This is a genomic window from Dermacoccus sp. PAMC28757 (genome assembly GCF_014302635.1).
GTDB classification, from domain to species: domain Bacteria; phylum Actinomycetota; class Actinomycetes; order Actinomycetales; family Dermatophilaceae; genus Dermacoccus; species Dermacoccus abyssi.
Window position 1 is genome coordinate 307,815 of the sequence record NZ_CP060292.1, and the last position, 24,696, is coordinate 332,510.

25 protein-coding genes are annotated in these 24,696 nt (G+C 68.2%); 18 read left to right on the forward strand and 7 right to left on the reverse strand.

Annotated elements, in window-relative coordinates; translation table 11 throughout:
• Window positions 1-90: 90 nt before the first annotated feature.
• The gene (locus H7F30_RS01415) at window positions 91-552 is read left to right on the forward strand and encodes a phage holin family protein (RefSeq protein ID WP_129666457.1); all 462 of its coding nucleotides are present in this window, start codon (window positions 91-93) and stop codon (window positions 550-552) included.
• A gap of 7 nt (window positions 553-559) precedes the next feature.
• Here the strand turns inward: H7F30_RS01415 and H7F30_RS01420 are convergent, their stop codons facing one another.
• Genes H7F30_RS01420 through H7F30_RS01435 form a run of 4 tightly spaced genes read right to left on the reverse strand, consistent with a single transcriptional unit; the run spans window position 560 to window position 3,425 of the window.
• Entirely contained in the window at window positions 560-1,159 is a 600-nt protein-coding gene (locus tag H7F30_RS01420; protein ID WP_187036246.1) for an NUDIX hydrolase, read from the reverse strand.
• Window positions 1,159-1,740 (reverse strand): DivIVA domain-containing protein, encoded by a 582-nt coding sequence (locus H7F30_RS01425; RefSeq protein WP_129666453.1) that lies wholly within the window; start codon window positions 1,738-1,740, stop codon window positions 1,159-1,161. The genes H7F30_RS01420 and H7F30_RS01425 overlap by 1 nt, the downstream gene beginning before the upstream one ends.
• Window positions 1,741-1,777: 37 nt before the next feature.
• Entirely contained in the window at window positions 1,778-2,743 is a 966-nt protein-coding gene (locus tag H7F30_RS01430) for an NADPH:quinone oxidoreductase family protein (RefSeq protein ID WP_129666451.1), read from the reverse strand.
• A 40-nt stretch (window positions 2,744-2,783) separates the two neighbouring features.
• A complete protein-coding gene (locus tag H7F30_RS01435) occupies window positions 2,784-3,425 on the reverse strand; it encodes a TetR/AcrR family transcriptional regulator (protein ID WP_222617826.1) in 642 nt (213 codons plus the stop codon).
• A gap of 40 nt (window positions 3,426-3,465) precedes the next feature.
• Between H7F30_RS01435 and H7F30_RS01440 the strand changes: the two genes are divergently transcribed.
• From H7F30_RS01440 to H7F30_RS01485, 10 genes are all read left to right on the forward strand, one after another.
• Window positions 3,466-4,743: an acyl-CoA dehydrogenase family protein gene (locus H7F30_RS01440; protein WP_187036248.1), complete on the forward strand. Its 1,278-nt coding sequence runs from the start codon at window positions 3,466-3,468 to the stop codon at window positions 4,741-4,743.
• The gene (locus tag H7F30_RS01445) at window positions 4,740-5,873 is read left to right on the forward strand and encodes a phosphotransferase family protein (protein WP_187036249.1); all 1,134 of its coding nucleotides are present in this window, start codon (window positions 4,740-4,742) and stop codon (window positions 5,871-5,873) included. Before H7F30_RS01440 ends, H7F30_RS01445 begins: the two co-directional genes overlap by 4 nt.
• Window positions 5,870-6,607 carry a histidine phosphatase family protein gene (locus H7F30_RS01450; RefSeq protein WP_187036251.1) on the forward strand — a complete coding sequence of 246 codons (738 nt, stop codon included), beginning with the start codon at window positions 5,870-5,872 and terminating at the stop codon, window positions 6,605-6,607. Before H7F30_RS01445 ends, H7F30_RS01450 begins: the two co-directional genes overlap by 4 nt.
• 99 nt (window positions 6,608-6,706) lie before the next feature.
• Window positions 6,707-7,522, forward strand: a complete 816-nt coding sequence (locus tag H7F30_RS01455) for an alpha/beta fold hydrolase (protein ID WP_187036253.1) — start codon at window positions 6,707-6,709, stop codon at window positions 7,520-7,522.
• Window positions 7,523-7,567: 45 nt separating this feature from the next.
• Window positions 7,568-8,587 (forward strand): UDP-glucose 4-epimerase GalE, encoded by a 1,020-nt coding sequence (gene galE / locus H7F30_RS01460; protein WP_187036256.1) that lies wholly within the window; start codon window positions 7,568-7,570, stop codon window positions 8,585-8,587.
• Window positions 8,588-8,594: 7 nt separating this feature from the next.
• Window positions 8,595-9,197, forward strand: coding sequence for a bifunctional 2-polyprenyl-6-hydroxyphenol methylase/3-demethylubiquinol 3-O-methyltransferase UbiG (locus H7F30_RS01465; RefSeq protein WP_187036258.1), 603 nt, complete (start codon window positions 8,595-8,597; stop codon window positions 9,195-9,197).
• Window positions 9,197-9,715, forward strand: a complete 519-nt coding sequence (locus H7F30_RS01470) for a hypothetical protein (RefSeq protein WP_187036260.1) — start codon at window positions 9,197-9,199, stop codon at window positions 9,713-9,715. The genes H7F30_RS01465 and H7F30_RS01470 overlap by 1 nt, the downstream gene beginning before the upstream one ends.
• Before the next feature lie 43 nt (window positions 9,716-9,758).
• Entirely contained in the window at window positions 9,759-9,923 is a 165-nt protein-coding gene (locus H7F30_RS01475) for a hypothetical protein (protein ID WP_182434668.1), read from the forward strand.
• Window positions 9,905-10,357: a GNAT family N-acetyltransferase gene (locus H7F30_RS01480; RefSeq protein WP_187036262.1), complete on the forward strand. Its 453-nt coding sequence runs from the start codon at window positions 9,905-9,907 to the stop codon at window positions 10,355-10,357. Before H7F30_RS01475 ends, H7F30_RS01480 begins: the two co-directional genes overlap by 19 nt.
• A gap of 120 nt (window positions 10,358-10,477) precedes the next feature.
• Window positions 10,478-11,287 (forward strand): class I SAM-dependent methyltransferase, encoded by an 810-nt coding sequence (locus tag H7F30_RS01485; protein WP_118912944.1) that lies wholly within the window; start codon window positions 10,478-10,480, stop codon window positions 11,285-11,287.
• Window positions 11,288-11,533: 246 nt separating this feature from the next.
• On the opposite strand, the gene H7F30_RS01490 is transcribed toward H7F30_RS01485, so the two are convergent.
• The gene (locus H7F30_RS01490; RefSeq protein ID WP_187036264.1) at window positions 11,534-13,237 is read right to left on the reverse strand and encodes an HNH endonuclease signature motif containing protein; all 1,704 of its coding nucleotides are present in this window, start codon (window positions 13,235-13,237) and stop codon (window positions 11,534-11,536) included.
• Window positions 13,238-13,436: 199 nt separating this feature from the next.
• Window positions 13,437-15,224 (reverse strand): arginine--tRNA ligase, encoded by a 1,788-nt coding sequence (gene argS, locus H7F30_RS01495; protein ID WP_187036266.1) that lies wholly within the window; start codon window positions 15,222-15,224, stop codon window positions 13,437-13,439.
• A gap of 165 nt (window positions 15,225-15,389) precedes the next feature.
• Here argS and H7F30_RS01500 point away from each other — a divergent pair, with 165 nt between their 5' ends.
• From H7F30_RS01500 to H7F30_RS01530, 7 genes are all read left to right on the forward strand, one after another.
• Complete coding sequence (locus H7F30_RS01500) at window positions 15,390-16,121, forward strand: hypothetical protein (protein WP_187036268.1); 732 nt, start codon at window positions 15,390-15,392, stop codon at window positions 16,119-16,121.
• A 7-nt stretch (window positions 16,122-16,128) separates the two neighbouring features.
• Entirely contained in the window at window positions 16,129-16,965 is an 837-nt protein-coding gene (locus tag H7F30_RS01505) for a hypothetical protein (RefSeq protein WP_187036271.1), read from the forward strand.
• Between the two features lie 89 nt (window positions 16,966-17,054).
• Entirely contained in the window at window positions 17,055-17,873 is an 819-nt protein-coding gene (locus H7F30_RS01510) for a hypothetical protein (RefSeq protein ID WP_129666433.1), read from the forward strand.
• Between the two features lie 100 nt (window positions 17,874-17,973).
• Window positions 17,974-18,714: a hypothetical protein gene (locus H7F30_RS01515; RefSeq protein WP_187036273.1), complete on the forward strand. Its 741-nt coding sequence runs from the start codon at window positions 17,974-17,976 to the stop codon at window positions 18,712-18,714.
• Between the two features lie 114 nt (window positions 18,715-18,828).
• On the forward strand, window positions 18,829-20,337 hold the full coding sequence (locus H7F30_RS01520; RefSeq protein ID WP_047310644.1) for a cytochrome ubiquinol oxidase subunit I: 1,509 nt from the start codon (window positions 18,829-18,831) through the stop codon (window positions 20,335-20,337).
• Between the two features lie 15 nt (window positions 20,338-20,352).
• Window positions 20,353-21,468, forward strand: a complete 1,116-nt coding sequence (gene cydB / locus H7F30_RS01525; RefSeq protein ID WP_187036274.1) for a cytochrome d ubiquinol oxidase subunit II — start codon at window positions 20,353-20,355, stop codon at window positions 21,466-21,468.
• A 693-nt stretch (window positions 21,469-22,161) separates the two neighbouring features.
• Entirely contained in the window at window positions 22,162-23,823 is a 1,662-nt protein-coding gene (locus tag H7F30_RS01530; protein ID WP_187036276.1) for a dihydroxyacetone kinase family protein, read from the forward strand.
• A 63-nt stretch (window positions 23,824-23,886) separates the two neighbouring features.
• On the opposite strand, the gene H7F30_RS01535 is transcribed toward H7F30_RS01530, so the two are convergent.
• A complete protein-coding gene (locus tag H7F30_RS01535) occupies window positions 23,887-24,510 on the reverse strand; it encodes a hypothetical protein (protein WP_047310648.1) in 624 nt (207 codons plus the stop codon).
• Window positions 24,511-24,696: the final 186 nt, after the last annotated feature.

The following is a 24,696-nucleotide window of genomic DNA, read 5'->3' on the forward strand; positions in this document are numbered from 1 at the left end:
ACAACTACGCCACCTACCAGCCGCACCTCGACGAGATGACGCTCTGGGCCCTCACGGCTCCGCCACAGGCTTGAGGGTCACACTGGAGACATGCGCACTCTGCTCAAGATCGCCATCAACGGCCTCGCACTCTGGGCCGCCGCAGCGCTCGTCGACGGCATCACGCTGGCCGACGGCGCGAGCACCACGACCTCCAAGGTGCTCACCATCGCCGTCGTCGCGGCGGTGTTCGGCCTCGTCAACGCCGTCGTCCGGCCCGTCGCGAAGTTCTTCGGTTTCCCGTTCCTCATCGTGACGCTCGGGCTGTTCATCTTCGTCATCAACGCGGCCATGCTGGCCTTGACGTCGTGGCTCTCGGGAGTGTTCGGTCTCGACTTCCACGTCGACCAGTTCTGGCCGACGGCAGTGCTCGGCGCCCTCGTCGTGACGTTCGTGTCGTGGGTGCTGGGCCTCTTCTTCGACACCGACGACGACACCCGCCGTCCTGCGCCGCGCGGCTACGACCGCCGCGGCCCCGGTCGCCCGGGCGGGCCGACGATGTCGCGCTACTGAGCCTCGATCACGCCCAGTCGGGCGCTTCGCCGTTCTCGAGGTAGACGCCGAAGCGTCCGGCGTCGGCGGCCGCGATCGCCTGGCGGATCACCTTGGCCGTGTACGCCGCGACGTGGTCGTCGAGGTCGCCGGGCGCCACGTGGTGGATGCCGGCGATCTCCTTGCGCTGCAGGGTGAAGTCGTCACTCGAGCGGTCGAGCGTGGCCTCGAAGACGTAGAGCATCGCGTCGTCCCAGCCGCGCCACGGCGGCAGCCACGACACGACGCGCAGCCCGGTGAGGGCGGCCTTGACGCCGAGTTCCTCGTCGAGTTCGCGCACCACCGCGTGTGCGGGCGACTCGTGGGGGTCGACGACGCCGCCGGGCAGATCCCAGAAGCGCTTGTACGAGAGCTCGCACAGCATGACGCCGCCCGCTTCGTCGCGCACGAGTGCCTGCGCGATGGTGCGGGTCTTGGGCAGCTTCGTGTTGAGGTAGACGGCCGCCTTGGAGACGGTGTTCTCGTCGGGCAACTCCTCGGCCGAGGCCTCGGCCACCGTCGCCTCGCGCAGTTCGGCGGCCACCTTGGCCTTGATCTCGCGCTCCTGCTCGTGCGTCTGGTCGCTCATCAGCCCTCCGGTTGCATGTGGGCGATCTCGTCGAGGAAGTCGTCGACCTCCTTGGGGTCGTACCCTCGGCGCAGCCCCGCCGAGTCGAACCGCGCGTACTGCGGATCGGGCAGTTCGATGCCACGGCGCATCGCGATGACGACCGAGTCGAGGTAGTCGTCGACGTCGTGTTCGTCGTAGCTCGTCGAGGCGCGCCCGATGAGGGTGAACTTCTTCTCCCGCACGAGGTCCATCTGCTCGTGCGTCCAGCGCAGCGTCGTGTCGTCGTCCCGTGTCGTCAGCGCGGCGATCTCGGCGTCGCGCTCGCGGCGCGCCACCTCGTCGGGGTGCTCGACGACGGTGGTGGCCGACCACACCGACATGAGGGTGAGGAAGCCCGCGACCTGCGTCCGCGACACGCCTCCGCGCGGCGTACGGCGCAGCGCCATGGCGTCGAGGTCGGGCAGGGGCTTCGCCTTGCGCATCGCCGTCAGGGCGCGCACGCGCAGGCGTTCGACGTCGTCCGCGTGGTACCCGCCGGCGGCGACCGACGCGAACCTCGCGGACTCGACGACGGCGATCTGCTCAGGACTCCACGACATGACTCCACCTTTTCACGAGGCGGCGGCCGCTCGCGCGTCAGAGCGTCAGGACGAGCTTGCCCTCGGCGCGGCGCTCCTCCATCTCGGCGATGGCCTCGCCGGCCTTCTCGAGCGGACGCACGGGGCCGAGCACCGGCTTGAGCGCGCCGCTCGCGACGAGGGGCTCGATGGCCTTCCACTGCTCGGGCACCGTCTCGGGCCGGGGCATCCAGAACGCGCCCCAGCCGACGCCGACGACGTCGATGTTGTTGAGGAGCAGGCGGTTGACCTTGACCTCGGGGATCGAGCCGCCGGTGAAGCCGAGCACGAGCATGCGGCCCTCGACGCCGAGGCTGCGCAGGGAGTCGGTGAAGCGGTCGCCGCCGACCGGGTCGACGACGATGTCGACGCCGCGGCCCTCGGTGATTTCCATGACGGCGTCCTTGAAACCCTCCGGCGCGATGGCGTGGTCGGCGCCTGCAGCCGTCGCGATCTCGCGCTTGGCTTCGCTCGACGCGACGGCGACGACCTTGGCCCCGCGCGCCTTCGCGTGCTGGATCGCCGCGATGCCGATGCCGCCGGCGGCTCCGTGGACGAGCACGGTCTCCCCCTCGGCGAGGCGGCCGCGTCGGTCGAGCGCGAACTGCACGGTGAGGTAGTTCATCGGCAGGGCCGCGCCCTCCTCGAAGGAGACGCCGTCGGGCAGCGCGAAGACGAACGGCGCGGGCACGGCCACGCGCTCGGCGAGGCCACCGAAGCCGGGGAACGCGACCACGCGGTCGCCCTCACTGAACCCCGAACCTTCCGGGGCACTGACGACGACGCCCGCCACCTCGGAACCGAGGACGAAGGGCGGCTCGGGCTTCATCTGGTAGAGCCCGCGCGTCAGCAGCGAGTCGGGGTAGCACAGGCCCGCGGCCCGCACCTCGACGAGAACGTCGCCCTTGCCCGGCGTGGGCTCGGCGATGTCGTTGATCTCGACGGCCGACGGGCCGTCGAGCGTGGTGACCTGTACTGCGCGCATCGTTGTTCTCCTTGGTGCGGTTCGTCGGGTGTCGAGTGGTTCAGGCGGTGGGGTTCTCGCCCCACGGCAAGGGGGTGGTGCGGTTCACCGCGAGCAGGGCGTCGAGGGCGGCTTCGCAGTGGTCGACGAGTTCCTCACGACCGGGCCGCTCGCCGTCGACCTCGCCGCTCGTCCACGACAGGGCCAGGTCTTCAACGTAGGCGAGCCAGCCGCGGATCGCGACGGGACTGGCGTTCACGCCGTCGTCGGCAAGGGCGTCGAGGACGAAGTCGGTGACGCGACCGCGCCACGTGTCCGCGGCCTCCGCGCCGCCGAAGTCGCTGAGGTTGCCGCGCACGAGGGCGATGTAGATCTCGCGTCGTCGCGCAATGCGTGCGATGTAGCGGGTGATGACCTGGCGCAGCGCTTCACGCCCGGTGGCGTCGGCGTCCGGTTGTACCGTGTGAACAACCCGGCGCCCGGCGGCGTGCACGACGGCCTCGTAGTACGCGGCCTTCGTCGGGAAGTAGTGGAAGAGCAGGGCGCGCGAGATGCCGGCCTCGGCGGCGACCTCGTCGAGCGAGACCTCCTGGATGGGGCGGTACGCCAGCTTCTTGAGGCCGATGATGACGAGTTGCCGGCTGCGCTCGTCCTTCGTCAACCGCACCCTCTTGGCGGGTACTGGAGAAATCTGCTCGTTCACACTATTGAGCATTGCTCAATAGTGTGACTACAGTCAAGACATGGACCTCACACTCTCACCCCTCGCCCAGGAACTCGCCGATGAAGTGGACGCCTTCGTCCGCGAGAAGATCGAGCCCGCCGAAGTCGAGATTCAACACTTCTACGCCGACCTCAAGGCCAAGGGCGAGAACTCGTTCGTCGTCCACCCGAAGATCGAGGAGCTCAAGGCCGAGGCCCGAGCCGCCGGTCTGTGGAACATGTTCTTGCCCGTGGGCGAGGGCGACGAGTGGGCCGAGCGCTTCGGCACCCGGGGCGGCAAGGGCTTCTCCAACGTCGACTACGCAGCCATCGCCGAGAAGACAGGGCGCACGGCACTGTCGCCGATGATCTTCAACTGCAACGCACCGGACACGGGCAACATGGAGGTGCTGCTCAAGTACGGCACCAGGGAGCAGCAGGAGGAGTGGCTCGTGCCGCTGCTCGAGGGCAAGATCCGCTCGGCGTTCCTCATGACGGAGCCGGCGGTCGCCTCCTCGGACGCCACGAACATGGACGCGCGGGCCGTCATCGACGGCGACGAGGTCGTCATCAACGGTCGCAAGTGGTGGAGCTCGGGCGCCGCGCACCCCGACTGCAAGGTCTTCGTCTTCATGGGCCTGAGTGACCCCGACGCCGACCGTCACGCGCGTCACTCGATGATCCTCGTTCCGGCCGACGCTCCGGGCGTCACGATCAAGCGCGCCCTGCCCGTCATGGGTCAGCTCGACGAGCCGTTCGGCCACTGCGAGGTCGAACTCAAGGACGTTCGCGTTCCCCTCTCCAACGTCCTCGCAGGGCCGGGCAAGGCCTTCGCCATCGCACAGGGCCGTCTCGGCCCGGGCCGCATCCACCACTGCATGCGTCTCATCGGCCTGTCGGAGATGGCCCTCGAACTTGCGTGCAAGCGCGGCACCGAGCGTGTCGCGTTCGGCAAGCCGCTCATGCTGCTCGGCGGCAACCGCGAGCGCCTCGCGAAGGCGCGCATCGAGCTCGACATGGCGCGCCTGCTCGTGCAGCAGGCCGCGTGGAAGCTCGACGACGGCGGCACCCAGGCGGCGCGCGTCGACGTCAGCGCCATCAAGGCGATCGTGCCGTCGATCGCGTGCGACATCATCGACTTCGCCATCCAGATCCACGGCGGCGGCGGCATGTCGGACGACTTCCCGCTCACGGCCGCCTACGCGAACGCCCGCTCGCTGCGCCTGGCCGATGGCCCGGACGAGGTGCACCTCGGCATGGTGGCCCGTGAGGAGCTCAAGTCCTACCTCGCGGCGCAGGGTGCCGGAGCGGCCAAGTGACGACGCCCGCCGACAAGACGCTCGACGACGTCGAGGCCAACGCGGGAGCGATACGCGAGGAGGACGCGTTCGACGTGGCCGCCGTCGCGCAGTGGCTGCGCGAGAACGCACACCCCGAGGCCGACACGAGCGGTCTCGACGGCACGCCCGAGGTGCGACAGTTCACGGGCGGGGCGAGCAACCTCACCTACCTCCTGCGCTACCCGGAGCGCGACCTCATCCTGCGCCGCCCGCCCTCGGGCACGAAGGCCAAGGGCGCGCACGACATGCGCCGCGAGCACGACATCCAGCGCGCACTCGCGCCGCACTTTCCCGCCGTCGCGCCGATGGTGGCCTTCTGTGACGACGAGTCGGTCATCGGCAGCGAGTTCTACGTCATGGAGCGCCTCGACGGCATCATCCTGCGTCAGGAGATCCCGCCGGAGATGGGCCTCGACGAGGACGGCGTGCGCAAGCTGTGCGAGACGGCGATCGACGAGCTCATCGCGTTGCACTCGGTCGACATCCAGCCCGCGGGGCTGGAGTCGTTCGGCAAGGGCGAGGGCTACGTGCGTCGTCAGGTCGAGGGGTGGTCCGCTCGCTACCGCAAGGCCCGCACGCACGGCGAGGAGCACGGCACCGGCTCGTTCGAGACGGTCATGGCGTGGCTCGACGAGCACCAGCCGCAGGACGTCGCGAACTGCCTCATCCACAACGACTACCGCTTCGACAACTTCGTGCTCGACAAGGACGACCCGACGCGCATCCTGGGCATCCTCGACTGGGAGATGGCAACCCTCGGCGATCCGCTCATGGATCTCGGCGGGGCCCTCGCCTACTGGGTGCAGGCCGACGACGACGAATTCATGCGCGGCTCACGCCGTCAGCCGACGCACACGCCGGGCATGATGACGCGCGACGAGGTGTGGAGCTACTACGCCGAGAAGTCCGGGCGCACGATCGACCCGAAGGATCAGCTGTTCTACGAGGTGTTCGGGCTGTTCCGCCTGGCCGTCATCGCGCAGCAGATCTACTACCGCTACGCGAACGGGCAGACGCACAACCCCGTCTTCAAGCAGTTCCGACCGATGGTCAACTACCTCGAGTGGCGCTGCGAGAAGCTCATCGGCGCGAACGGGGACGGGGCGTGAGCATTGTCTACCTCGTGCGTCACGGCCAGGCCAGCTTCGGGCGCAGCGACTACGACAAGCTGTCGCCGCTCGGTGAGGAGCAGGCGCGCATGACGGGCGCCGCCCTCGCCGGGTGCGGCGTGAAGCCCGCCCTGCTGGTCACGGGTTCGCTTCAGCGCCAGCGCGTCACGGGTTCGCGCATGTGGGAGGAGGCCGGCTGGGAGGCTCCCGTCGACATCGACGAGGGGTGGAACGAGTACGACCACGACGCCATCGTCTACACGCACAAACCGGCGTACACGAACCAGGCCGTCATGCAGGCCGACCTCGCGCGCCGCGGCAACCCACGCCGGGCGTTCCAGGAGATGTTCGTCGAGGCCACCGGTCGGTGGACGTCGGGTGAGCACGACGACTACGACGAGACGTTCGCCCAGTTCGCCGACCGCATCATGCTCGCGCTGGGGCGCGTGACGTCGCGGCTTTCCTCGGGGCAGGACGCCGTCGTCGTGTCGTCCGGCGGACCGATCTCGTGGGTGGCTTCGCACCTGCTCACGAGCTCGGCGAAGGAACGCGCCGTCTCGAGTGAGGGCGCCGCGGGCGTCAGCGACGCCTCAGTGGCCGTCTGGCACAACCTCAGCGCCACGACGGTCAACGCGTCCGTGACGAAGATCCTCGTCGGGCGCACACTCACGGCACTCACGGTGAACGACCACAGCCATCTCCAAGGTCGCGAGGGGTACGTCACCTACCGTTGAGTCGCCCGTCCCCAGCCGACCTCTCACCCTCTCGGGCAGGGTTCCGAGTCGCCCGTCCGACTAGCGACCGGCGATTCACCCCGTGAGGAAGGAGTGCCCGTGGCCGAGTTGAAGCGCCCTGGTGCGGCCCTCCACTTCATCGAGTCCGGCCCGCGGAACGCCCCCGTGGTCGTGCTGGGGCACGGGTTGTTCTTCACGGGGTCTCTCTTCCACCATCAACTCGACGCACTCGGACAGCAGTTCCGTTGTGTGAGTTTCGACTGGCGCGGGCACGGGCTGACGTCGGCCCGCGGCCCGTTCGCGATGAACGACCTCGTCGACGACCTCGAGGCGCTTCTTTCGACGATCAACCGGCCAGTGCACTACGTCGGGCACGGCTTGGGCGGTTCGGCGGCCTTGCCGCTCGCGGCCCGGCGCGGTGAACTCTTCCGTTCCCTCACCTTGCTCGGGGCGTCGGCGAACGCGGAGGATCCCGACGACGCGTACTGGTACCTGCGCCTGGCCAATCGCTATCGGCGCCTCGGCGGGTGGGCGGTTCGCCCGAAACTCAGGCAGGCGCTCTTCTGCGGGACGAGCCTGCGCAGCGGGCAGGTGCGGCGAGAGGTCGACCACTGGGCCGAGGAGTTCGGGCAGCCGTCGCGAGCCGAGTTGCGCCACGCGATCCGCGCGTTCGCGAACCGCCGCGGCACACAGCCAGAGGCCCACAGCCTCCGAGTTCCGACACAGCTCATCGTCGGCGAGGACGACGCCGTCAATCCGCCGTATCGCAGCAGGCGGCTCGAGGAGCTCATTTCGGGCGCCGAGGTGCACACGGTCGAAGGCGCCGGACACGCGGTACCGCTCGAATCGCCGCAGACGGTGACTCATCTGGTGCGCTCGTTCGTCGAACGCGTGGAGCACCTCCCCCGCCACTGACGCCGCCTCCCCCGACCTGTCACGTCGGGGCCGTATCCTGGCGGCATGCGCGTTCTCGTCACCGGCGGTGCCGGTTTCATCGGCTCCCACACCGTGCTCGCCCTGCTCGAGGCGGGCCACGAACCCGTCATCGGCGACAACTTCGCGAACTCGAGCCCCAAGGTGCTTGAGCGCTTGGAGCAGATCGCCGGGCAGCCGGTGACGTGTCACGAGGTCGACCTCACCGACGTCGCAGCCACGGACGCCCTCGTCGCGGACGTGAAGCCCGACGCCGTCATCCACTTCGCCGGCTACAAAGCCGTCGGCGAGAGCGTCGAAAAGCCGCTCATGTACTACACGAACAACCTCGACTCGACGTTCGCGGTGCTCGCGGCGATGACCGAACACGGCGTGGAGAAGTTCGTGTTCTCGTCGTCGGCGACGGTGTACGGCCCGGATGCGCCGCTGCCGTACCACGAGGAGTACGAGCCGCTTCGGGCGACGAACCCGTACGGCTGGACGAAGGCGATGATCGAGCAGATCGTCACGGACGTCGCGGCCGCGAGCCCCGGTTTCAAGGCGGCGCTCCTGCGTTACTTCAACCCCATCGGCGCGCACGAGAGCGGGCTCATCGGTGAGGACCCGAGCGGCACCCCGAACAACCTCATGCCGTACATCGCGCAGGTGGCCGTGGGGCGGCGCGAGAAGCTGGGCGTCTTCGGTGACGACTACGACACGAAGGACGGCACGGGTGAGCGCGACTACATCCACGTCGTCGACCTCGCGGCCGGACACGTTGCGGCGCTCGACCACCTCGACACGATGAGCGAGTCGGCGCGCGCCTTCAACCTCGGCACCGGGCAGGGCACGAGCGTTTTCGAGCTGCTCCACGCGTTCGAGCGGGCGTGCGGCAAGGAGTTGCCGTACGAGGTGGGTCCGCGGCGTGCGGGCGATCTGCCGGTGACGTACGCCGACCCGACGCGCGCGCGTGAGGAGCTCGGCTGGAAGGCCGAGAAGACGATCGACGACATGTGCGTCGACACGTGGCGTTGGCAGTCGGCCAACCCGAACGGGTTCGGCGGCTGAAGCGCCGATGACGAGTTGGGCGCGCACGATCGCGGACGACCCGAACCACTCGACCTGGTACGTCGAGCGGATGCGTGGGCTGGCCGCCGACGGTGAGGATCTCGCGGGCGAGGCGCGCTTCGTCGCGGCGCTCGTCGGGCCCGGTTCGCGGGTGCTCGACGCCGGGTGCGGGCCGGGACGCGTCAGCGGCGCGATGAAGGCGCTGGGGCTCTCGCCGGTCGGCGTGGACCTCGACCCCGTGCTGCTCGACGCGGCGCGTGAGGACTGGCCGGACATCCGCTTCGAGCAGGGCGACCTCGGCGCGTTGCCGTCTGGGCTGCTCGAGTCGCTCGGGGCGCCGTTCGACGCCGTCGTGTGCGCGGGCAACGTGTTGCCGTTCATGGAGGACGGCGCGCAGGCGCGGGCGCTTGCCGCGTTGTTCGGGGCCGTGCGCGACGGCGGGCGTCTGGCCGTCGGGTTCGGCACGAACCGCGGGTACGCGCTGGAACAGTTCGTGGCCGATGCGGAAGGCGCCGGGTGGCGCCGCGACGCGCTGTTCGCGACGTGGGAGATGCACGCGCGTGACGACGAGTCCGACTTCGTCGTCGGGGTGTTCACACGGGCGTCGTAGTGCTCGCCGTCGTCGATACTGCGGTCGTCGCGCTCGACGACACGTTCCTGCGCGTCGACGCGGTGGTGTTTCGAACAAGGTCGGAGATCGCTGACGACACCGAGCTGCTGGGCGCGCTCGTGCGACATCGCGCGTATGGGCACGACTACGCCTCACCATTCGACCCGGACTCACCGTCGCTGTCCCGGATTCGGCACGGCCGGTGGTGGCTGTGGGGCCTCGGCCCGGATCAGTTCGTTCCGTGCACCGCTGACGAGGCCCGCACAACTCTGACGAGGTGGGCCACGGAGCAGGACTGGAGCGACTCCGGCTCCGTCGTGAGCGACACCGCCTGGGGCGGTCTCGCCGAAGTGTTCGGCTGGTTCGAGTCTGCGACCTCGTTGTACCGGTTGGTCGACCCGGGCACCGCGCACGAGCACAACTACGGTTTCGTCATCGGAGCATGCGGCTTCCACGAGTTCGTCGCCATCGACCGCGCGAACCACCTCGTGCGGCTCGTCGTGGCGACCGACGATTGAACCGCTCCGGCGCGCGGGCCGAAACCTGAGGCACCCTCGCCCCATGAGCGACGACAACGCGCGATACACCCACGGCCACGAAGAGCCGGTCCTGGACGCTCACGCCGACCTGGTAGCGCTCGATGCCGTCGATGCGGTCACGACGGCTCGCTCCATCGCACAACCGACATCGTTGGTTATCCTCGCGGCATGCGTGCACCCAGCGTGACCATCACCGAGGTAGGTTCCAATGCGCGCGACCTCTTGGCCCTGCGTTACGAATGGCATGACGTGTCGGCCACCGATACCCAGTTCGACGAGCGTTTCCACGAGTGGTGGCGGTCGGAGCGTCACCACCGCCGCGCCACCGTCGCACTGACGAGCGAGGAACGCCCAGTGGGTATGGCGAACGCGCTCATCTACTCGCGGATGCCGAGCCCGGGCCGCCCTCCCGCGCGCAGGGTGCACGCCGCGAACGTTTTCCTCAGCCCCGAGTTCCGGCGGCAGGGCATCGCGGCCGCACTCATGTCGGAACGGGTCGAGCACGCCCGCGCTGAGGGCATGGTGCGGGTGGTTCTCGCGCCGTCGGAGATGTCGAAACCGCTGTATCGCTTCCTCGGTTTTCGGGTGGCTGACGACCTCCTGCGCCTCGATCTCACCTGAGTCCGTGGCGCGAGGCGATGATTTGCTGACCCTCGCATGAGGCCATCTCGTACACCGCCGTAGCGACCGACGACTGAACCGCCCCAGCGCGAAGGTCGGATCCTGGGGCACCCTCGAGCCATGACCGACGAAAAGAACCCGCGATACACCCACGGCCATGACGAGCCTGTCTTGCGCTCCCACACCTGGCGCACCGTTGAGAACTCCGCCGCGTACCTCATGCCCCACCTCACGCCCGAGGTCCATCTGCTCGACGTCGGCGCAGGGCCGGGCACGATCAGTGTCGACTTCGCGCGGCGCGTCGGCTCCGTCACCGTCGCGGAGACGAGCGAAGACATCCTGTCGTTGTCACGACGCGCCGCGCAGGACGCCGGTGTGACGAACATGGAGTTCGCCGTCGAGGACGTTCACGGCATGTCCTTCGCGGACGACACCTTCGACGTCGTTCACGCCCATCAGGTTCTTCAACACGTCGCAGACCCGGTGGCGGCGCTGCGCGAGATGGCTCGCGTGACGAAGCCGGGCGGTGTCGTCGCGGTTCGTGATGCCGATTACGGTGCCATGACGTGGTGGCCGGAGACACCTGGAATCGAACGATGGCGGCAGAGCTACTCGCGCGCCGCGCGGGCCAACGGCGGCGAGCCCGACGCCGGACGACGCCTGCTGGCCTGGGCTCACGCGGCCGAGTTGGTAGATGCTCGGGCATCCAGTTCGACCTGGACGTACGCGACACCGGATGAGCGCCGTTGGTGGGCCGATTTGTGGGCCGACCGTGTGAGCCGGACCGCCCTCACCGAACAGCTCGCGGAGGGGTCTGTCGCGGGATCGAACGACGTGGACGTCATGGCGGCGGCGTGGCGATCGTGGGGCGAGCACCCCGACGGCTGGTTCTGTGTTCCTCACGGTGAGGTGCTCTGGCGCAAACCCTGACGGGACACTCTCCCGGAACGGGGCACGCGGTGTAGGGCGTCAGTGCGCCAGACGCGTGGATCGTGTGGTGCCCGTCGGTTGTCCGCCGGTCGTCGATCGTGAAGCCCGCGTGCTCCAACTGCTCTTCCCACCAGGTTTCGCTGCGCTTGTTCACCATGACGTTCATCGACTGGCCATAGCCCTCGGTCTTGATGCGTGAACCGGAGCCCACATCCCCGCCCTCACGTCGCCATTCTCGCGGCCCACTCAGGCGATGAGTGCGTAACCCTCGCGCGAGGTGATTTCGTACGCCGTCGGGTCGGCGGGGTCGGTGCGGTACCAGGCGCCGGTCGGCGAGTTCCAGACGCACACTCCATCGGTGCGCATGGCCACGGCCCACCCGCCGAACGTCTTGGCACGGTGGTGGTGGCGGCACAGCAGCTGCAGGTTCTCACCCGACGTGGCGCCGCCGTCGGCGTACGGCACGACGTGGTCGGCATCGCAGAACTCGCCCGGGCGCATGCAACCGGGGAAGCGGCAGTGCTCGTCGCGCTGCTCGACGAACCGGCGCGTGGTGATCGACGGGCGGTAGGTGAATCGCGACGTCCACCGCGTCACGCCGCGCTTCTCGTCGACGAGGGCGACGGTGAAGGCGGCACCGACCGCCGAGGCGAGGCGCTCCCCGCAGGCCGCCGACACAACACCGACGCCGGGCACGTGAAGGTCGGCGACTCGCGTCGTCGAGCGCGGGGCGGTTGCGGCGCGTCGCTGACCTGCCGTTCCTATCCCGACGCCATCACCAACCTGCCCTGCGGCAAGTGGCGCGACGCCGTCCTCGGCTTCCCGGTAGAGCGCACCCCACGGGGCCTGCTCAGCGGCGGGCCGCGCAACGCCACGGCCCGAGCCACCCTGTGCAGAACAGCCTCGACTGCGATCGACCGCACCGAATGAAACGGGCACACCGCTCCCCTGACCGGCGAAGGGCATGGTTGTGCCTGGGGTGGTGCCGTCCTCGAAACAGCGCACGGGCACGGTGAGCCGCACGATGGGGTCGAACCTCACGGAGCCGAGGAGCAGGTCGACGAAGGCATCGACCCGCGCCCGGTTCATCCGGTACCGCGTCGCGCCGCCGTGCAGACGCTCGTGTTCCTGCGCCAGCTGGCGCGCACGCGCATCGATGGCGACCTGGACCTGCCACGCCTGGTCGGCGTCCATGACAACGGTCATCTGCGTGAGCCTGGGCTGATCGGGGTGCTCGCGGAACGAGACCTCGACGAGCGCCTCCGACGCGTCCTCATCCGCCGGCGCCGATAATCCGAGCGAGGCAAGGAGCCGCCGCACACGACGCTTCACTGCGGCCGAACCGCCCAACAGCGCCCGGCCGGACACGAGCATCCCCTCGACGCTCTCCCGCTCGGCCAGCGCGAGGTGTTCGAGTTCGCGAAGCACCGTCTCGCAAGTCGTCATGCGCATCTCGCCCGCGCCGGCCATGACGAACATGCGAGGCAACGAGGCTCGCACGGCATCACCCGCTTCAGCCCACGCCTCCGCCGTACCGACACGGACTCCGAGCCGGGCCGCCAGATCGTCGGCAGCGAACTCGCCGGGCACGAACTGACGCGGGTCGCTCTCCCACTGGTCGACCTCGAGAACGTCGTGTCGCGTGACGACGCGAGCGTGGGCCGCCGCGAAGGCGTGCATCGTGGCGTCGGCGCTGCGCGAGACGTACGCGGCCGTGACGGTGAGCTCTTCGAGGGCGCGTCGCTCGGCGTCGAGTTGGGCGAGTTCCTCATCAACGGTTACCGCGTCCACCGCGAGCGCCGAAGGCTCACCCCAGTCGATCGTCGGACGCGATGCGACCTCGAAGAGTTCGACGCCCACCGCGTGCCACGCCTCGACCCGCGCTTCGAGAGGCAGCGCACGAACAGCGGCCAGCACCTCGGCCACGTCGTCACGCTGTGTTGTCTCCACGCCTCATTTTATCGAACTTATGTTCGATTATCGAGCGAAAAGCCCGCCCAAATTTACCGGAGAGAAGCGGTCAGACACCGCCGCCAGCAGCTGACGCAGTTGGGTGCACCTGACGCACTCTGAGCCTGCTCAAACCGCATCAGCTGCACCGAAGTGCGTCAGCTGCACCAAGGCCCCCAACGCAAACGCCGCTGGGGCGTCACATCTTCTCGGGCGTCTCGATGCCGAGGAGGCCGAGGCCGTCGCTGAGCACCTGCAGCGTCAGTGCGCACAGGGCGAGGCGCGAGTCGCGCACGGCGTCGTCGTCGGCCTTGAGCACCGGGCACTTCTCGTAGAAGGCCGTGAACGCCGTCGCGAGTTCGAAGAGGTACGCGGCGAGCCGGTGCGGTTCGAGCGTCTCGCCGACAAGCGCGACGACGGCGCCGTAGTCGAGCAGCTTCAGCGCGAGCGCGCGCTCGGCGTCCTCACCGATCGTGATGGCGGACGCAGGCGTCGCACCCGCGTCGGCGGCCTTGGCGAGGATCGAGCGGATACGCGTGGCGGCGTACTGCAGGTACGGGCCCGTGTTGCCGGTGAGCGCGAGCATGCGGTCGAAGTCGAACGTGTACTCGCTGTCGTGGGAGACCGACAGGTCCGAGTACTTCACCGCGCCGATGCCGACCTGGCGCGCGACGACGGCGCGCTCGGCGTCCGTCATGTCGGCCTTCGACTCCGCGACGACCTTCTCGGCGCGCTCGATGGCCTCGTCGAGCAGCTCCATGAGCCGCACCGAGTCACCCGAACGCGTCTTGAGCATCTTGCCGTCCGCGCCGAGCACCGAACCGATCTGCACGTGGATCGGCGTCGACTCCGGCCGGATGTAGCCCGCCTTGTCCGCCGCCGACCACGTCATGCGGAAGTGCAGGTTCTGCGGCGCGCCGACGACGTAGACGAGCCGGTCGCCGAGCAGATCCTGCGAGCGGTGCCGGACGGTGGCGAGGTCGGTCGTCGCGTAGCCGTAGCCGCCGTCGCTCTTGCGGATGATGAGCGGCACGGGAGCGTCGTCACGGCCGGTGAACTCGTCCTGGAAGATGCACAGCGCGCCGTCGGAGATCCGCGCGATACCGCGCGACTCGAGGTCCTCACAAATGCCCGCGAGTTCGTCGTTGTACGTCGACTCACCCGCGAGGTCGGCGTCCGTCAGCGTCACGCCGAGCGTCGAGTACACCCGGTTGAAGTACGCCTTGGAGCGGTCCATGAGCTTGTTCCAGTGCGCCAGCGTCTCCGGGTCGCCGCCCTGCAGCAGCGTCACCCGCTTGCGGGCCCGCATGTTGAAGTCGCCCTTCGAGCCGGCCGGCTCCGCCTTCTCCGCCGTGTCGAACTTGACGCGCGCGGCCTGGTAGAACGCGTTGGGGTCGGTCTCGAGAAGCTCCGCCTCCGGGCTGTTCTCGCCGACCTCGAGCAAGTGCTCGATGAGCATGCCGAACGGCGTGCCCCAGTCGCCGACGTGGTTCTGGCGCACGACGGTGTGCCCGAGGCGCTCGAGCACGCGCGCGAGCGAGTCACCGACGACCGTCGTGCGCAGGTGACCGACGTGCATCTCCTTCGCGACGTTCGGCGAGGAGTAGTCGAGCGGAATGACCTCGAGCTTGCTCGGGGGCAGGACGCCGAGGGTGCCGTCGGCCAGGATCGTGGAAGCCTCCGCGGCCACCCAGTCCGTCGACAGCGTGATGTTGAGGAAGCCCGGGCCGGCGATCGCGACGTCCGAGATGAGCTGCATCGCAGCGGAGTCCGCCTTGAGGGCCTCGACGATGGCCGTCGCCACCTCGCGCGGGTTCTTGCCCACCTTCTTCGCGAGCGCCATCGCCGCGTTGACCTGGACGTCGGCGCTCGTCTGCTTCTTGTTGGCAGGTCGGATGACCGGGTCCGCGTCTCGCCACTCCTCGCCGAACGACGTGGCGATGGCGTTCTGAACGAAACCGGTCAACGAAGCGATTGGATCTGCCATACGTCAAGGTTAGAGCGGCGGCGCAAATCAGTTCTGCTACGTCGCACGGCCCCGCCGGCCCAGTGCGTGAGAACTCGGGCGGAACCTCAGCGAGGCCGGCGGCGTCGGACTCCCCGAGTCTGTAAGACTGACAACGAAGAATTGCACCCCACGGGAGGAAACACCATGAAGCTCCGCAGCACGGCTGCCGCCGTCGCAATCGCCGCCACCGCCACGATGGGCCTGACGGCCTGCGGCGGCGAAGAAGCCCCCAAGGCCAAGGACGCCTGGAACGCCTCCCAGGAGTCGGCCGGCAAGTACAAGAGCATGGAGGTCAAGGCCTCGGGCAAGAGCAACGGCAAGCCGGCGAGCTTCACGATCAAGGGTGACGTCGACGGCGACCCGCAGACGCTCTCGGGCGAGATGGAGGGCGGCAAGATGGAGGCCGTCATCGTGGGCAGCAAGTCCTACATCAAGGCCGACTCCGCCTACTGGAAGTCCGCGATGGGCAACAGCGGCGCATCGAGCGCGATGACGTCGATGATGGCCGACAAGTGGGTCGAGTCCCCCGAGAGCAACAGCGAGGACGCGAGCGACACGCTCAAGGACCTCGTCAAGGAGCTCAAGGACGACAACAACGCGTCCAACAAGAAGCTGCTGTCGGACAAGGCCACCGTCACCGACGAGAAGGTCGACGGCAAGGACGCGTGGAAGATCGAGAGCGAGGACAAGAAGGTCAAGGCCTGGGTCTCGAAGGAGGACTCGCGCGACGTCCTCAAGGTCGAGGGCTGGGAGGCCAAGACCTCGTCCTCCTCCAACGACGAGATGACGACCGTCAACTTCCTCTCGCACGACAAGGACTACGGCATCAAGGCGCCGAGCGGCGCCAAGAAGATGACCGACCTCATCAAGGGCTGACGCTCCGATGACGACGACGGCGCCGCTGCGTCCCCTCAGCGTGGCCTCGGCCGTCTCCGCGCTTCTCGCGGTGACGCTTTCGGGGTGCACGATGGGCTCGGACGCGGCGGCGCCGTCGCGTTCGGGCGCGGCGACGCCGGCGTCGTCCTCGAGTTCGTCCAGCTCATCGAGCACGACACTGCCCTCCGCCACGGCTGCGTGGAGCAAGACGCAGGACCGCATCGACGCCTACACCTCGCTGCGGGTCGACGGTCGTGACGCGATGGACGAGGAGTCGCCGCGGGCGATCATCACCGGAGACCTCGACACCGACCCGAGCGACATCGTTTTCACGAGCGACGAGATCGGCAACTTCACGTTGCGGCGCATCGGCTCCGACATCTACCTCAAGGGCGACGACGCCTACTGGAACGCCGTCGCGGAGGACGACCCCACGCTCCCGGACGCGTCGTCGTTCGCCGACCGCTGGGTCAAGGCACCTGCGTCGACCTGGGACGACAACGATCTCGACGACATGTCGATCAAGCCGATCTTCGACGCGATGACCGACGACAGCGACCCGAAGTGGAAGACGCTCGCCTCCGACGACGCCGAGCTCACCCGAGACACCGTCGACGGGGTGGAGGCGTACAAGATCACTGGCGCCGACGGTGACACCGTCGTCTGGGCGAGCGCCGACGGCAAGTACAACCTGCTCAAGATCGAGGACGCCTCACCCGGTGAGGACGAGTTCTCGCTGGCCTCCTTCTCGCGCTGGAACGAGAAGTTCGAGGTCACCGCCCCCAAGGGCGCGCTCGACCTGGGTTCTGCCGACCCCGAGTCCGGCACCGAGAAGACGACCTGACGCTCTGGTGGCGCGCCGAACCCGCGTGCCATGATGAGCGCGCAGTCGAGCGCTCGCTCCGATTGACGACCCCTCGGAGACGAACCGCCTTGACAACCACCCCTCGCGCTCGCCGCGTGCAGGCTCTCGTCAGCGCGCCGCTCGCCCTCGCCGTTCTCGGTGGATGCAGCGTCGCCGGCAAGAGCGTCGCGCCGGCGAAGACCACCTTGAACTCGAGCACCACGTCGACCACCCCGGCCGCCACACCGAGCACGGACAATCTGCCGAGCACCGACAACCTGCCGACCGCGTCCGTCCTCATCTCGCGAGCCCAGGACGTGCTCGTCCGGACGAAGACTCTCACCATCCGCACGACGATCACCGTGCCCGGCGGCGAAATGTCCACCACGACGAGACGGGGCCGAATCATCGGTACGCCCCAAGCACTGACCTACACGCAACTCGACTACGGCACAGAAGAACTGCGCCTCATCGGCGCGACGCTCTACGTCAAGGGAGATGCGACGTACTGGGGCGAGTACGCCACTGACTACGCGAACCGTTGGACGCGTTCGCCCGACGACGAATGGACACGCACCGCCATCGAGGACATGACAATCGTGCCTCACGTCGACGAACTCCTCGAGGAGGACAGCGAGATCGTCCAGGCGCTCACCGGCAAGGCCGCCTCGGTCACCATGGAGACACTGGACGGGCAGCGGATGTACTGCGTGGAGAACGAAAACGGTGTGCTGAGGGCCTGGATCGATCCCAAGAGCAATCAGATCCGCAAGGTCGAGGGGTACGGGACCGACGGCGATGGCACCGGCATCGACGAGCTCTCCGGTTACGACGGTGACTACTCCGACATCGTGGCCCCGAAGACCACCCTGACGCGTCCGCCCGTCGAAGCCTCCTCCACGACCTGATCCCACCCACCCGACACGCCGGGCACTTTGGGCGCGCCACGCGCGTTTGGCACAGTGGCTCACCGCCGAGCCTCCCCGACGCGATACGGAGTCACCCCTCATGACGCTGCGCACCACGGCTGCCGCCACGCTGACGACGGGCGCCGCCCTCCTCGCCCTGAGCGCCTGCGGCGGAACCCCGAGCGCCGCTGACCTCACGAAGGACGCCAAGTCCTCGTCGACGTCCGCCAAGTCGACCTCCGTCGACATCGTCGGCTCCGTCAACGGCACGCGCACGACGTTCAGCGCCTACGGCGCGACGAACGGCTCCAACCAGAAGCAGATCCAGACGCAGGGCAAGGCCTCCTCCGAGGGGCTCGTCATCGGCAAGCAGGCCTACCTCAAGGCCAACACCGACTTCTGGCAGCAGATCGGCGCCAACGCCACCGACGCGAAGAAGCTCAACGGCAAGTGGTGGAAGGGCGCGGCCAACGATCCCGCCTCCAACCCGGCGCTCGACGTCAAGCAGATGCTCACCGAGTTCTTCGACTCCGAGGACGGTAAGAAGCTTGCGTCGAAGGACGCCAAGGTCGCCGAGACGAAGACCGCGGGCAAGGACACGTACACCGTCAGCGCCTCCGACGCAAAGGACGCGGTCAAGCTCGTCGTCACCCGTGACGACAAGCCGCAGGTCGTCAAGATCGAGAACTACAGCTCGAAGCTGACGAACACGAAGGCGAACTACACGTTCTCGAAGTGGAACTCCGTCGAGACGTACAGGGCCCCCTCGGGAGCGAAGCCGATCACGTCCGTGCTGGGCGGCCAGTCCGGTTCCGGCGCATCGGGTTCCACGGGCAAGTGAGGCCCGTGACACATCCCACCCGCAAGTGAGGACCTAGGTCCTCTGGAGATCGGAAACTCCTGAGTAGCCTTTCTTGTGAAAGTCTTCACAAGTCTCGTCGAGGGGTCACAACCGATGGATGTCCTGGAACTGGCGCGGTGGCAGTTCGCCATCACGACCGTTTACCACTTCCTGTTCGTGCCGATCACGATCGGCCTTTCGGCCCTGGTCGCCGGCTACCACACCGCATGGCTGCGCACGGGTAACACCCAGCACCTGCGCCTCGCCAAGTTCCTCGGCAAGTTGTTCACCATCAACTTTGCCCTGGGCCTCGTCACCGGCATCGTGCAGGAGTTTCAGTTCGGCATGAACTGGAGCGACTACTCGCGCTTCGTCGGTGACATCTTCGGTGCGCCGCTCGCGATCGAGGCGCTGCTCGCGTTCTTCCTCGAGTCGACGTTCCTCGGCCTGTGGATCTTCGGCTGGGGCCGCCTGCCGCGCAAGATTCACGCCGCCTGCATCTGGCTCGTGCACATCGGCACGTTGCTGTCGGCGTACTTCATCCTCGCCGCCAACTCGTTCATGCAGAACCCGGTCGGCTACCGCTTCAACCCGGAGACCCAGCGCGCCGAGCTCGTCGACTTCGGCGCCGTGCTGCTCAACAAGGTGCAGCTCGTCACCTTCCCCCACGTCGCGTTCAGCTCGTACATGGTCGGCGGCGCCGTCGCCATGGGCGTCATGCTCTGGAACCTGCGCAAGCGCACCCTCGAGGCCCGCGCGGCCGCTGACGCCGTCGAGACGGGCGGCGCGACGAAGGTCGCCCCCACCGCCGACGACCTCACGATGTACCGCAAGGCCTCGCGCGTCGGCGCCATCGTCATGCTCGTCGCGAGCCTCGGCGTCGTCGTCACCGGAGACCTCCAGGGCAAGGTGATGACCGAGGTGCAGCCGATGAAGATGGCCGCCGCGGAAGCCCTCTACGACACATACGAGAAGGACGCCCCGTTCTCGATCTTCACCGTCGGCACCCGCGACGGCAAGGAGGAGAAGTTCGCCGTCACCGTGCCGAACCTGCTCAGCTTCCTCGCTACGGGCGACTTCCACGGCAAGGTCGAGGGCGTCAACGACCTCGAACCGGAACTGCAGAAGAAGTTCAACGAGGGCAAGCTCACCTCCGCGGACAGCTACACGCCCAACATGATGTGGTCGTACTGGAGCTTCCGCTGGATGATGGGCTGGGGCGGCATCTGCATGGCCATCGGCGTGTGGGTCCTGTGGATCACCCGTAAGGGTCGCAACCCCGTCAACCGCTGGATGGGCCCCGCCGCCCTCGTCGGCGCCCTGTCCCCCGTCTTCGCCATGAGCATCGGTTGGATCTTCACCGAGATCGGCCGCCAGCCGTGGGTCGTCTACGGCGTCATGACGACGAAGCAGGGCGTCAGCCCGAGCGTCTCCGCCGGCGAGGTGCTCACCTCGATGATCGTCTACACGCTCCTCTACGGAGCACTCGCCGTGGTCGAGGTGAAGCTCTTCATGGACTACATGAGGAAGGGCGCCGAACCCGTCGCCGACGACGGGGAAGACCTGCCCGGTGGGCACTCCGACGGTTCGAAGAACGACGACGAACTCTCGTTCGCGTACTGACAGGGAAGTTGAACGATGGAACTCACCACTTTCTGGTTCATCATCATCGGCGTCCTGTGGACGGGCTACTTCGTCCTCGAGGGCTTCGACTTCGGCGTCGGCATGCTCCTGCCGGTGCTCGGCAAGGGCAAGGCTGACTCGACGACTGACGCTGCTGCAGGTCAGGCCGGGGAGGTGACGGACCCCGTCACCGACCACATCGGCGAGAACGAGAAGCGCCGCCGCGTGCTGCTCAACACGATCGGCCCGGTGTGGGACGGCAACGAGGTGTGGCTGCTCACCGCCGGTGGCGCGACGTTCGCGGCGTTCCCGAACTGGTACGCGACGCTGTTCTCCGCGGCCTATCTGCCGCTGCTCATCATCCTCGTCGGCCTCATCGTGCGGAACATGGGCTTCGAGTACCGCCACAAGCGCGACTCGGTGGCGTGGCGCAAGGGCTGGGACACGGCAATCATCGTCGGCTCGTTCATCCCCGCGATCCTGTGGGGTGTCGCCCTGACGAACATGGTGCGCGGCCTGCCGATCAACGCCGACATGGAGTTCACCGGCAACCTCTTCACGCTGCTCAACCCGCTGTCGCTGCTCGGCGGTGTCGTGACGATGCTCGTCTTCATGACGCACGGCTGCTTCTTCGTCGCGCTCAAGACGGACGGCGCCGTCCGTCACGACGCGCGGGCGCTCGCGACGAAGACGGGGCTTGCCGCTGCCGTGCTCGCCGTCGTGCTGCTCGTGTGGCTCGGCATCGAGGTCGGAACTGTGACCTCGTGGGTGACGTCGGTGCTCGTGGCTCTGTTCTTCCTCGCGGCTCTCGCGTTCAACCTGCGCGGCAAGGAGGGCGCAGCCTTCGCGGGCACGTTCGTGGCCATCGCGCTGTTCGTGCTGACGTATTTCGTCATGCTGTTCCCGAACGTCATGCCGAGCACGACGAACGCGGCCTGGTCGCTCACCACGGAGAACGCGTCGAGCTCGCACCACACGCTCGTCATCATGACGTGGGTGGCGCTCATCTTCACGCCGCTCGTGGTGCTCTACCAGAGCTGGACGTACTGGGTCTTCCGCAAGCGCATCACGACCAAGCACATTCCGGAGGCCGTCGACCCGAGCAGGCCCGACCCGATCAAGGTGCACTGAGTTTCGCTTGTCGCACGAGGACGCCGCCGCCCGATTCGGGCGGCGGCGTTCGGCGTCTTTGCGACTCATCTCGCCTGGTCAACGAACCAGTCACAGGCCCGCTGGGTGTCGACGTCTAGGCGCTCATTCAGGATGCTCGAAGAGCCATTCTGCAGCCCGTCGGTTCGCCCATGCTCGCCCTCGTACGCGTGCACGAGGGACGCGAAGACGGCCTCGCGACCGCATCGCTTGACGAGTCCACTCACCACAGGACGGAACGCATGATTTCGCGCGAGGGTCGCCAATTCCCCTTCGCTGTCGGCACGGTCACCGCTTGGGAACAGGCCGTTCGCTCCGCAGTAGAGACCCAAATCGAGTGGTGGCACGAGACCGCTCAGACCTGCGTCGTCCTCGGTGGGGTCGAGCCCACTCAAGATCTCAAAGATTGAGCGCGAGAGGTCGCACAGAGCCGCAAGCCCGACGACTTCCTCCGTGACACTGGGCTGCTCGGCTCACACGGCTCTGTGGGTCGACCTGCCTCAGCGGCGTATTCGCGATATGCCCGGTCGACCCAGCGCTCCGCATCCTCGTAGCCGGCCCAAGAGCGAACCGCTTCTCGAAGAGTCTTGCTTTCCCAGGTGTTCACATCATTCACCCACCGCACAGGCGATCTCATCCCGACCGTTCGGGCCCTGTTCGTGCTTGCATGAACGTATGAAGAAACTCATCAACGACGCGGACGCCGTGGTTCGGGAATCGCTCGAGGGACGCGTGCTGCTTCAGCCGAACGTCAGCCTGCTCGGCTCGAGCCAGACGGTCGTTCGCACCGACCGGGTCGTGAACGATGACAACCGCGCGACGGTGCCGGTGGCGTTGATCTCCGGCGGCGGCGCGGGTCACGAGCCGGCGCACGCCGGATACGTGGCACACGGCATGCTGACGGCCGCCGTCAGTGGCGGCGTGTTCGCCTCGCCCAGCGTCGACGCGGTGCTCGACGCCATCCGCGCCGTCACCGGTGACGCCGGCTGCCTGTTGATCGTCAAGAGCTATACCGGCGACCGCCTCAACTTCGGAATGGCCGCCGAACTCGCCCGCCATGACGGCCTCGACGTCGAAATGGTCGTCGTCGGAGACGACGTGGCGCTCAGCGACGACGACACACACGCAGGACGGCGCGGTCTCGCGGGTACCGTCCTCGTCCACAAGGTAGCGGGAGCCGCTGCGGAATCCGGGAGCACACTGCGAGAGGTGCACGACGTGGCCACACGGGTGACCGGACACCTCGGCACCATGGGCGTCGCCCTCGCCCCCTGCACCACCCCCGGCGCGGACGCACCGAGCTTCGAACTCGGTGACGACGAGATCGAGCTCGGCCTCGGCATCCACGGTGAACCCGGCGTCGAGCGCACGCGCCTCACCAGCGCCGACGACATCGCACAGACGCTCGTCGGGCGGATCCTCGACGACCGCGAGATCGTCGACGGTGACCGCGTCGTCGCCCTCGTCGGCACCGCCGGCGCCACCCCGCCGAGCGAACTCGACATCGTCGCGCGGGGTGCGCACACCGCCCTGACGAATCGGGGCGTCGTCGTCGAGCGTCTCTGGGCCGGCCCGGTACTCACCTCCCTCGACATGTCCGGTGCGCACGTGTCACTCCTGCCCGTTGACGACGGTCTTCTCGACCTGCTCGACACACCCACCGCGTCGCCCGCGTGGCCGGGGTTCCCGGACGCTCGGCGCCCGGCCCTCAGCGTCGTGACGACCCCTGAATCCGCCGACCGCGCTGGGGGCCCGGCGGGCGAGGCCGACCCGTTCGTGCGCCAGGTCATCGACGCTGCCTGCGAGCGCCTTCTGCGCGCACGCACCGAACTCGATGCGGCCGACCAGCACGTCGGCGACGGCGACCTCGGATCGGCGCTCGCTCGCGGCGCCCGGGCCTGGCTCGACGACCCCGGCGAAGGCGACGCGGCCTCGTTGCTCCAGGAACTCTCCGCGCGATGCCGACGGGCGATCGGCGGCACGTCGGGCCCGCTGTACGGGATGCTTCTTCTGCGCGCCGCGCAGGCACTCGCGGACGGGGCGTCGTGGGGTGACGCTTTACGCGCTGGCGTCACGGGCGTCCGGGAACTCGGCGGCGCCCAGCCCGGTGACGGCACGATGGTCGACGCCCTGCAGCCTGCCGCGGACGCGGCCGATTCGGGCATCGACGCCGTCGTGACGGCCGCCCGGGAGGGTGCCGCCCGAACTTCGGACGCCGTCGCCACCAAGGGGCGCGCCAGCTATCTCGGTGAGCGCGCGAAGGGGTACGAAGACCCGGGCGCCACTGCCGTCGTCATGTGGCTGGAGGCCGTGCGAGAGGCAATGTCACAGCAGTGACACGCGGTTCATTCGTCTGAGCACGGTCGCGGAGCGGCCGCACGCGCCGGCGCCGTTCACCGACTACCGGGGCACCTCGACGAACGTCGTCACGCGGGTGACGGCGGGGCGGCGCGGGGTAGAACTGAACCCGAAGTTCGGCTCGGGCGCGACGTCGGCCAGCGCTCCCACCGGCTCGCCCGCCCACGTGCCCTCGATGTGCTCGACGGCATGCAGATCCTGGGCGAGATAGTGCTCGCGCCGCCCGTTGCCCGCCGTACCCGAGGTGCGCACGCCCGTCATCACCCGGCGCGCCACGGGGTCGATGAGGCGGGCCGTGAGCGGGTGGACGAGCGGCCCGCGCACCGGCAGCAACGGCGCAGCCAGGAGCAGTCGCCCTCCCACTGCGAGCGACAGCTGCAGCTCACCTGCCTGGACCACCCATCGCTCGCCCCCGTCACGAACCGAGCGATCCACCACGACATCGACGAGCGTCACCCCATCGAACTGGTAGGTGCCCGACACGTACTCGGCCACCTGCTCGCTCGGGGCCAGCAACTCCCGGCACCCGTCGGGGTGCGCCACCATGACGTCGGCGAACGCACCGAGGGGCGAACGCTCCCACACCCCGACGACGAAGCGCCGCCCGGACGTCGAGCCTGCGCCCGCGATGTAGCCGTCGAAGCGGTCGCGTCGGTACGTCGTCATGCCGTTCCTCCCTCAGCGAGAGCCGTGGCGCCTTCGCGCTCAGGCGCCGAGGGACCCTCCCGGTCTCGCTCGAGCCATCCCATCACGGATGTCACGGCGATGCCGTGCACGACGACGCAAGTCGACGCTGCTCAAGCTGCCCGCCGGCGCTCGTCGGCCGACGTCCGGGCGCATCGAGGTGCCGAG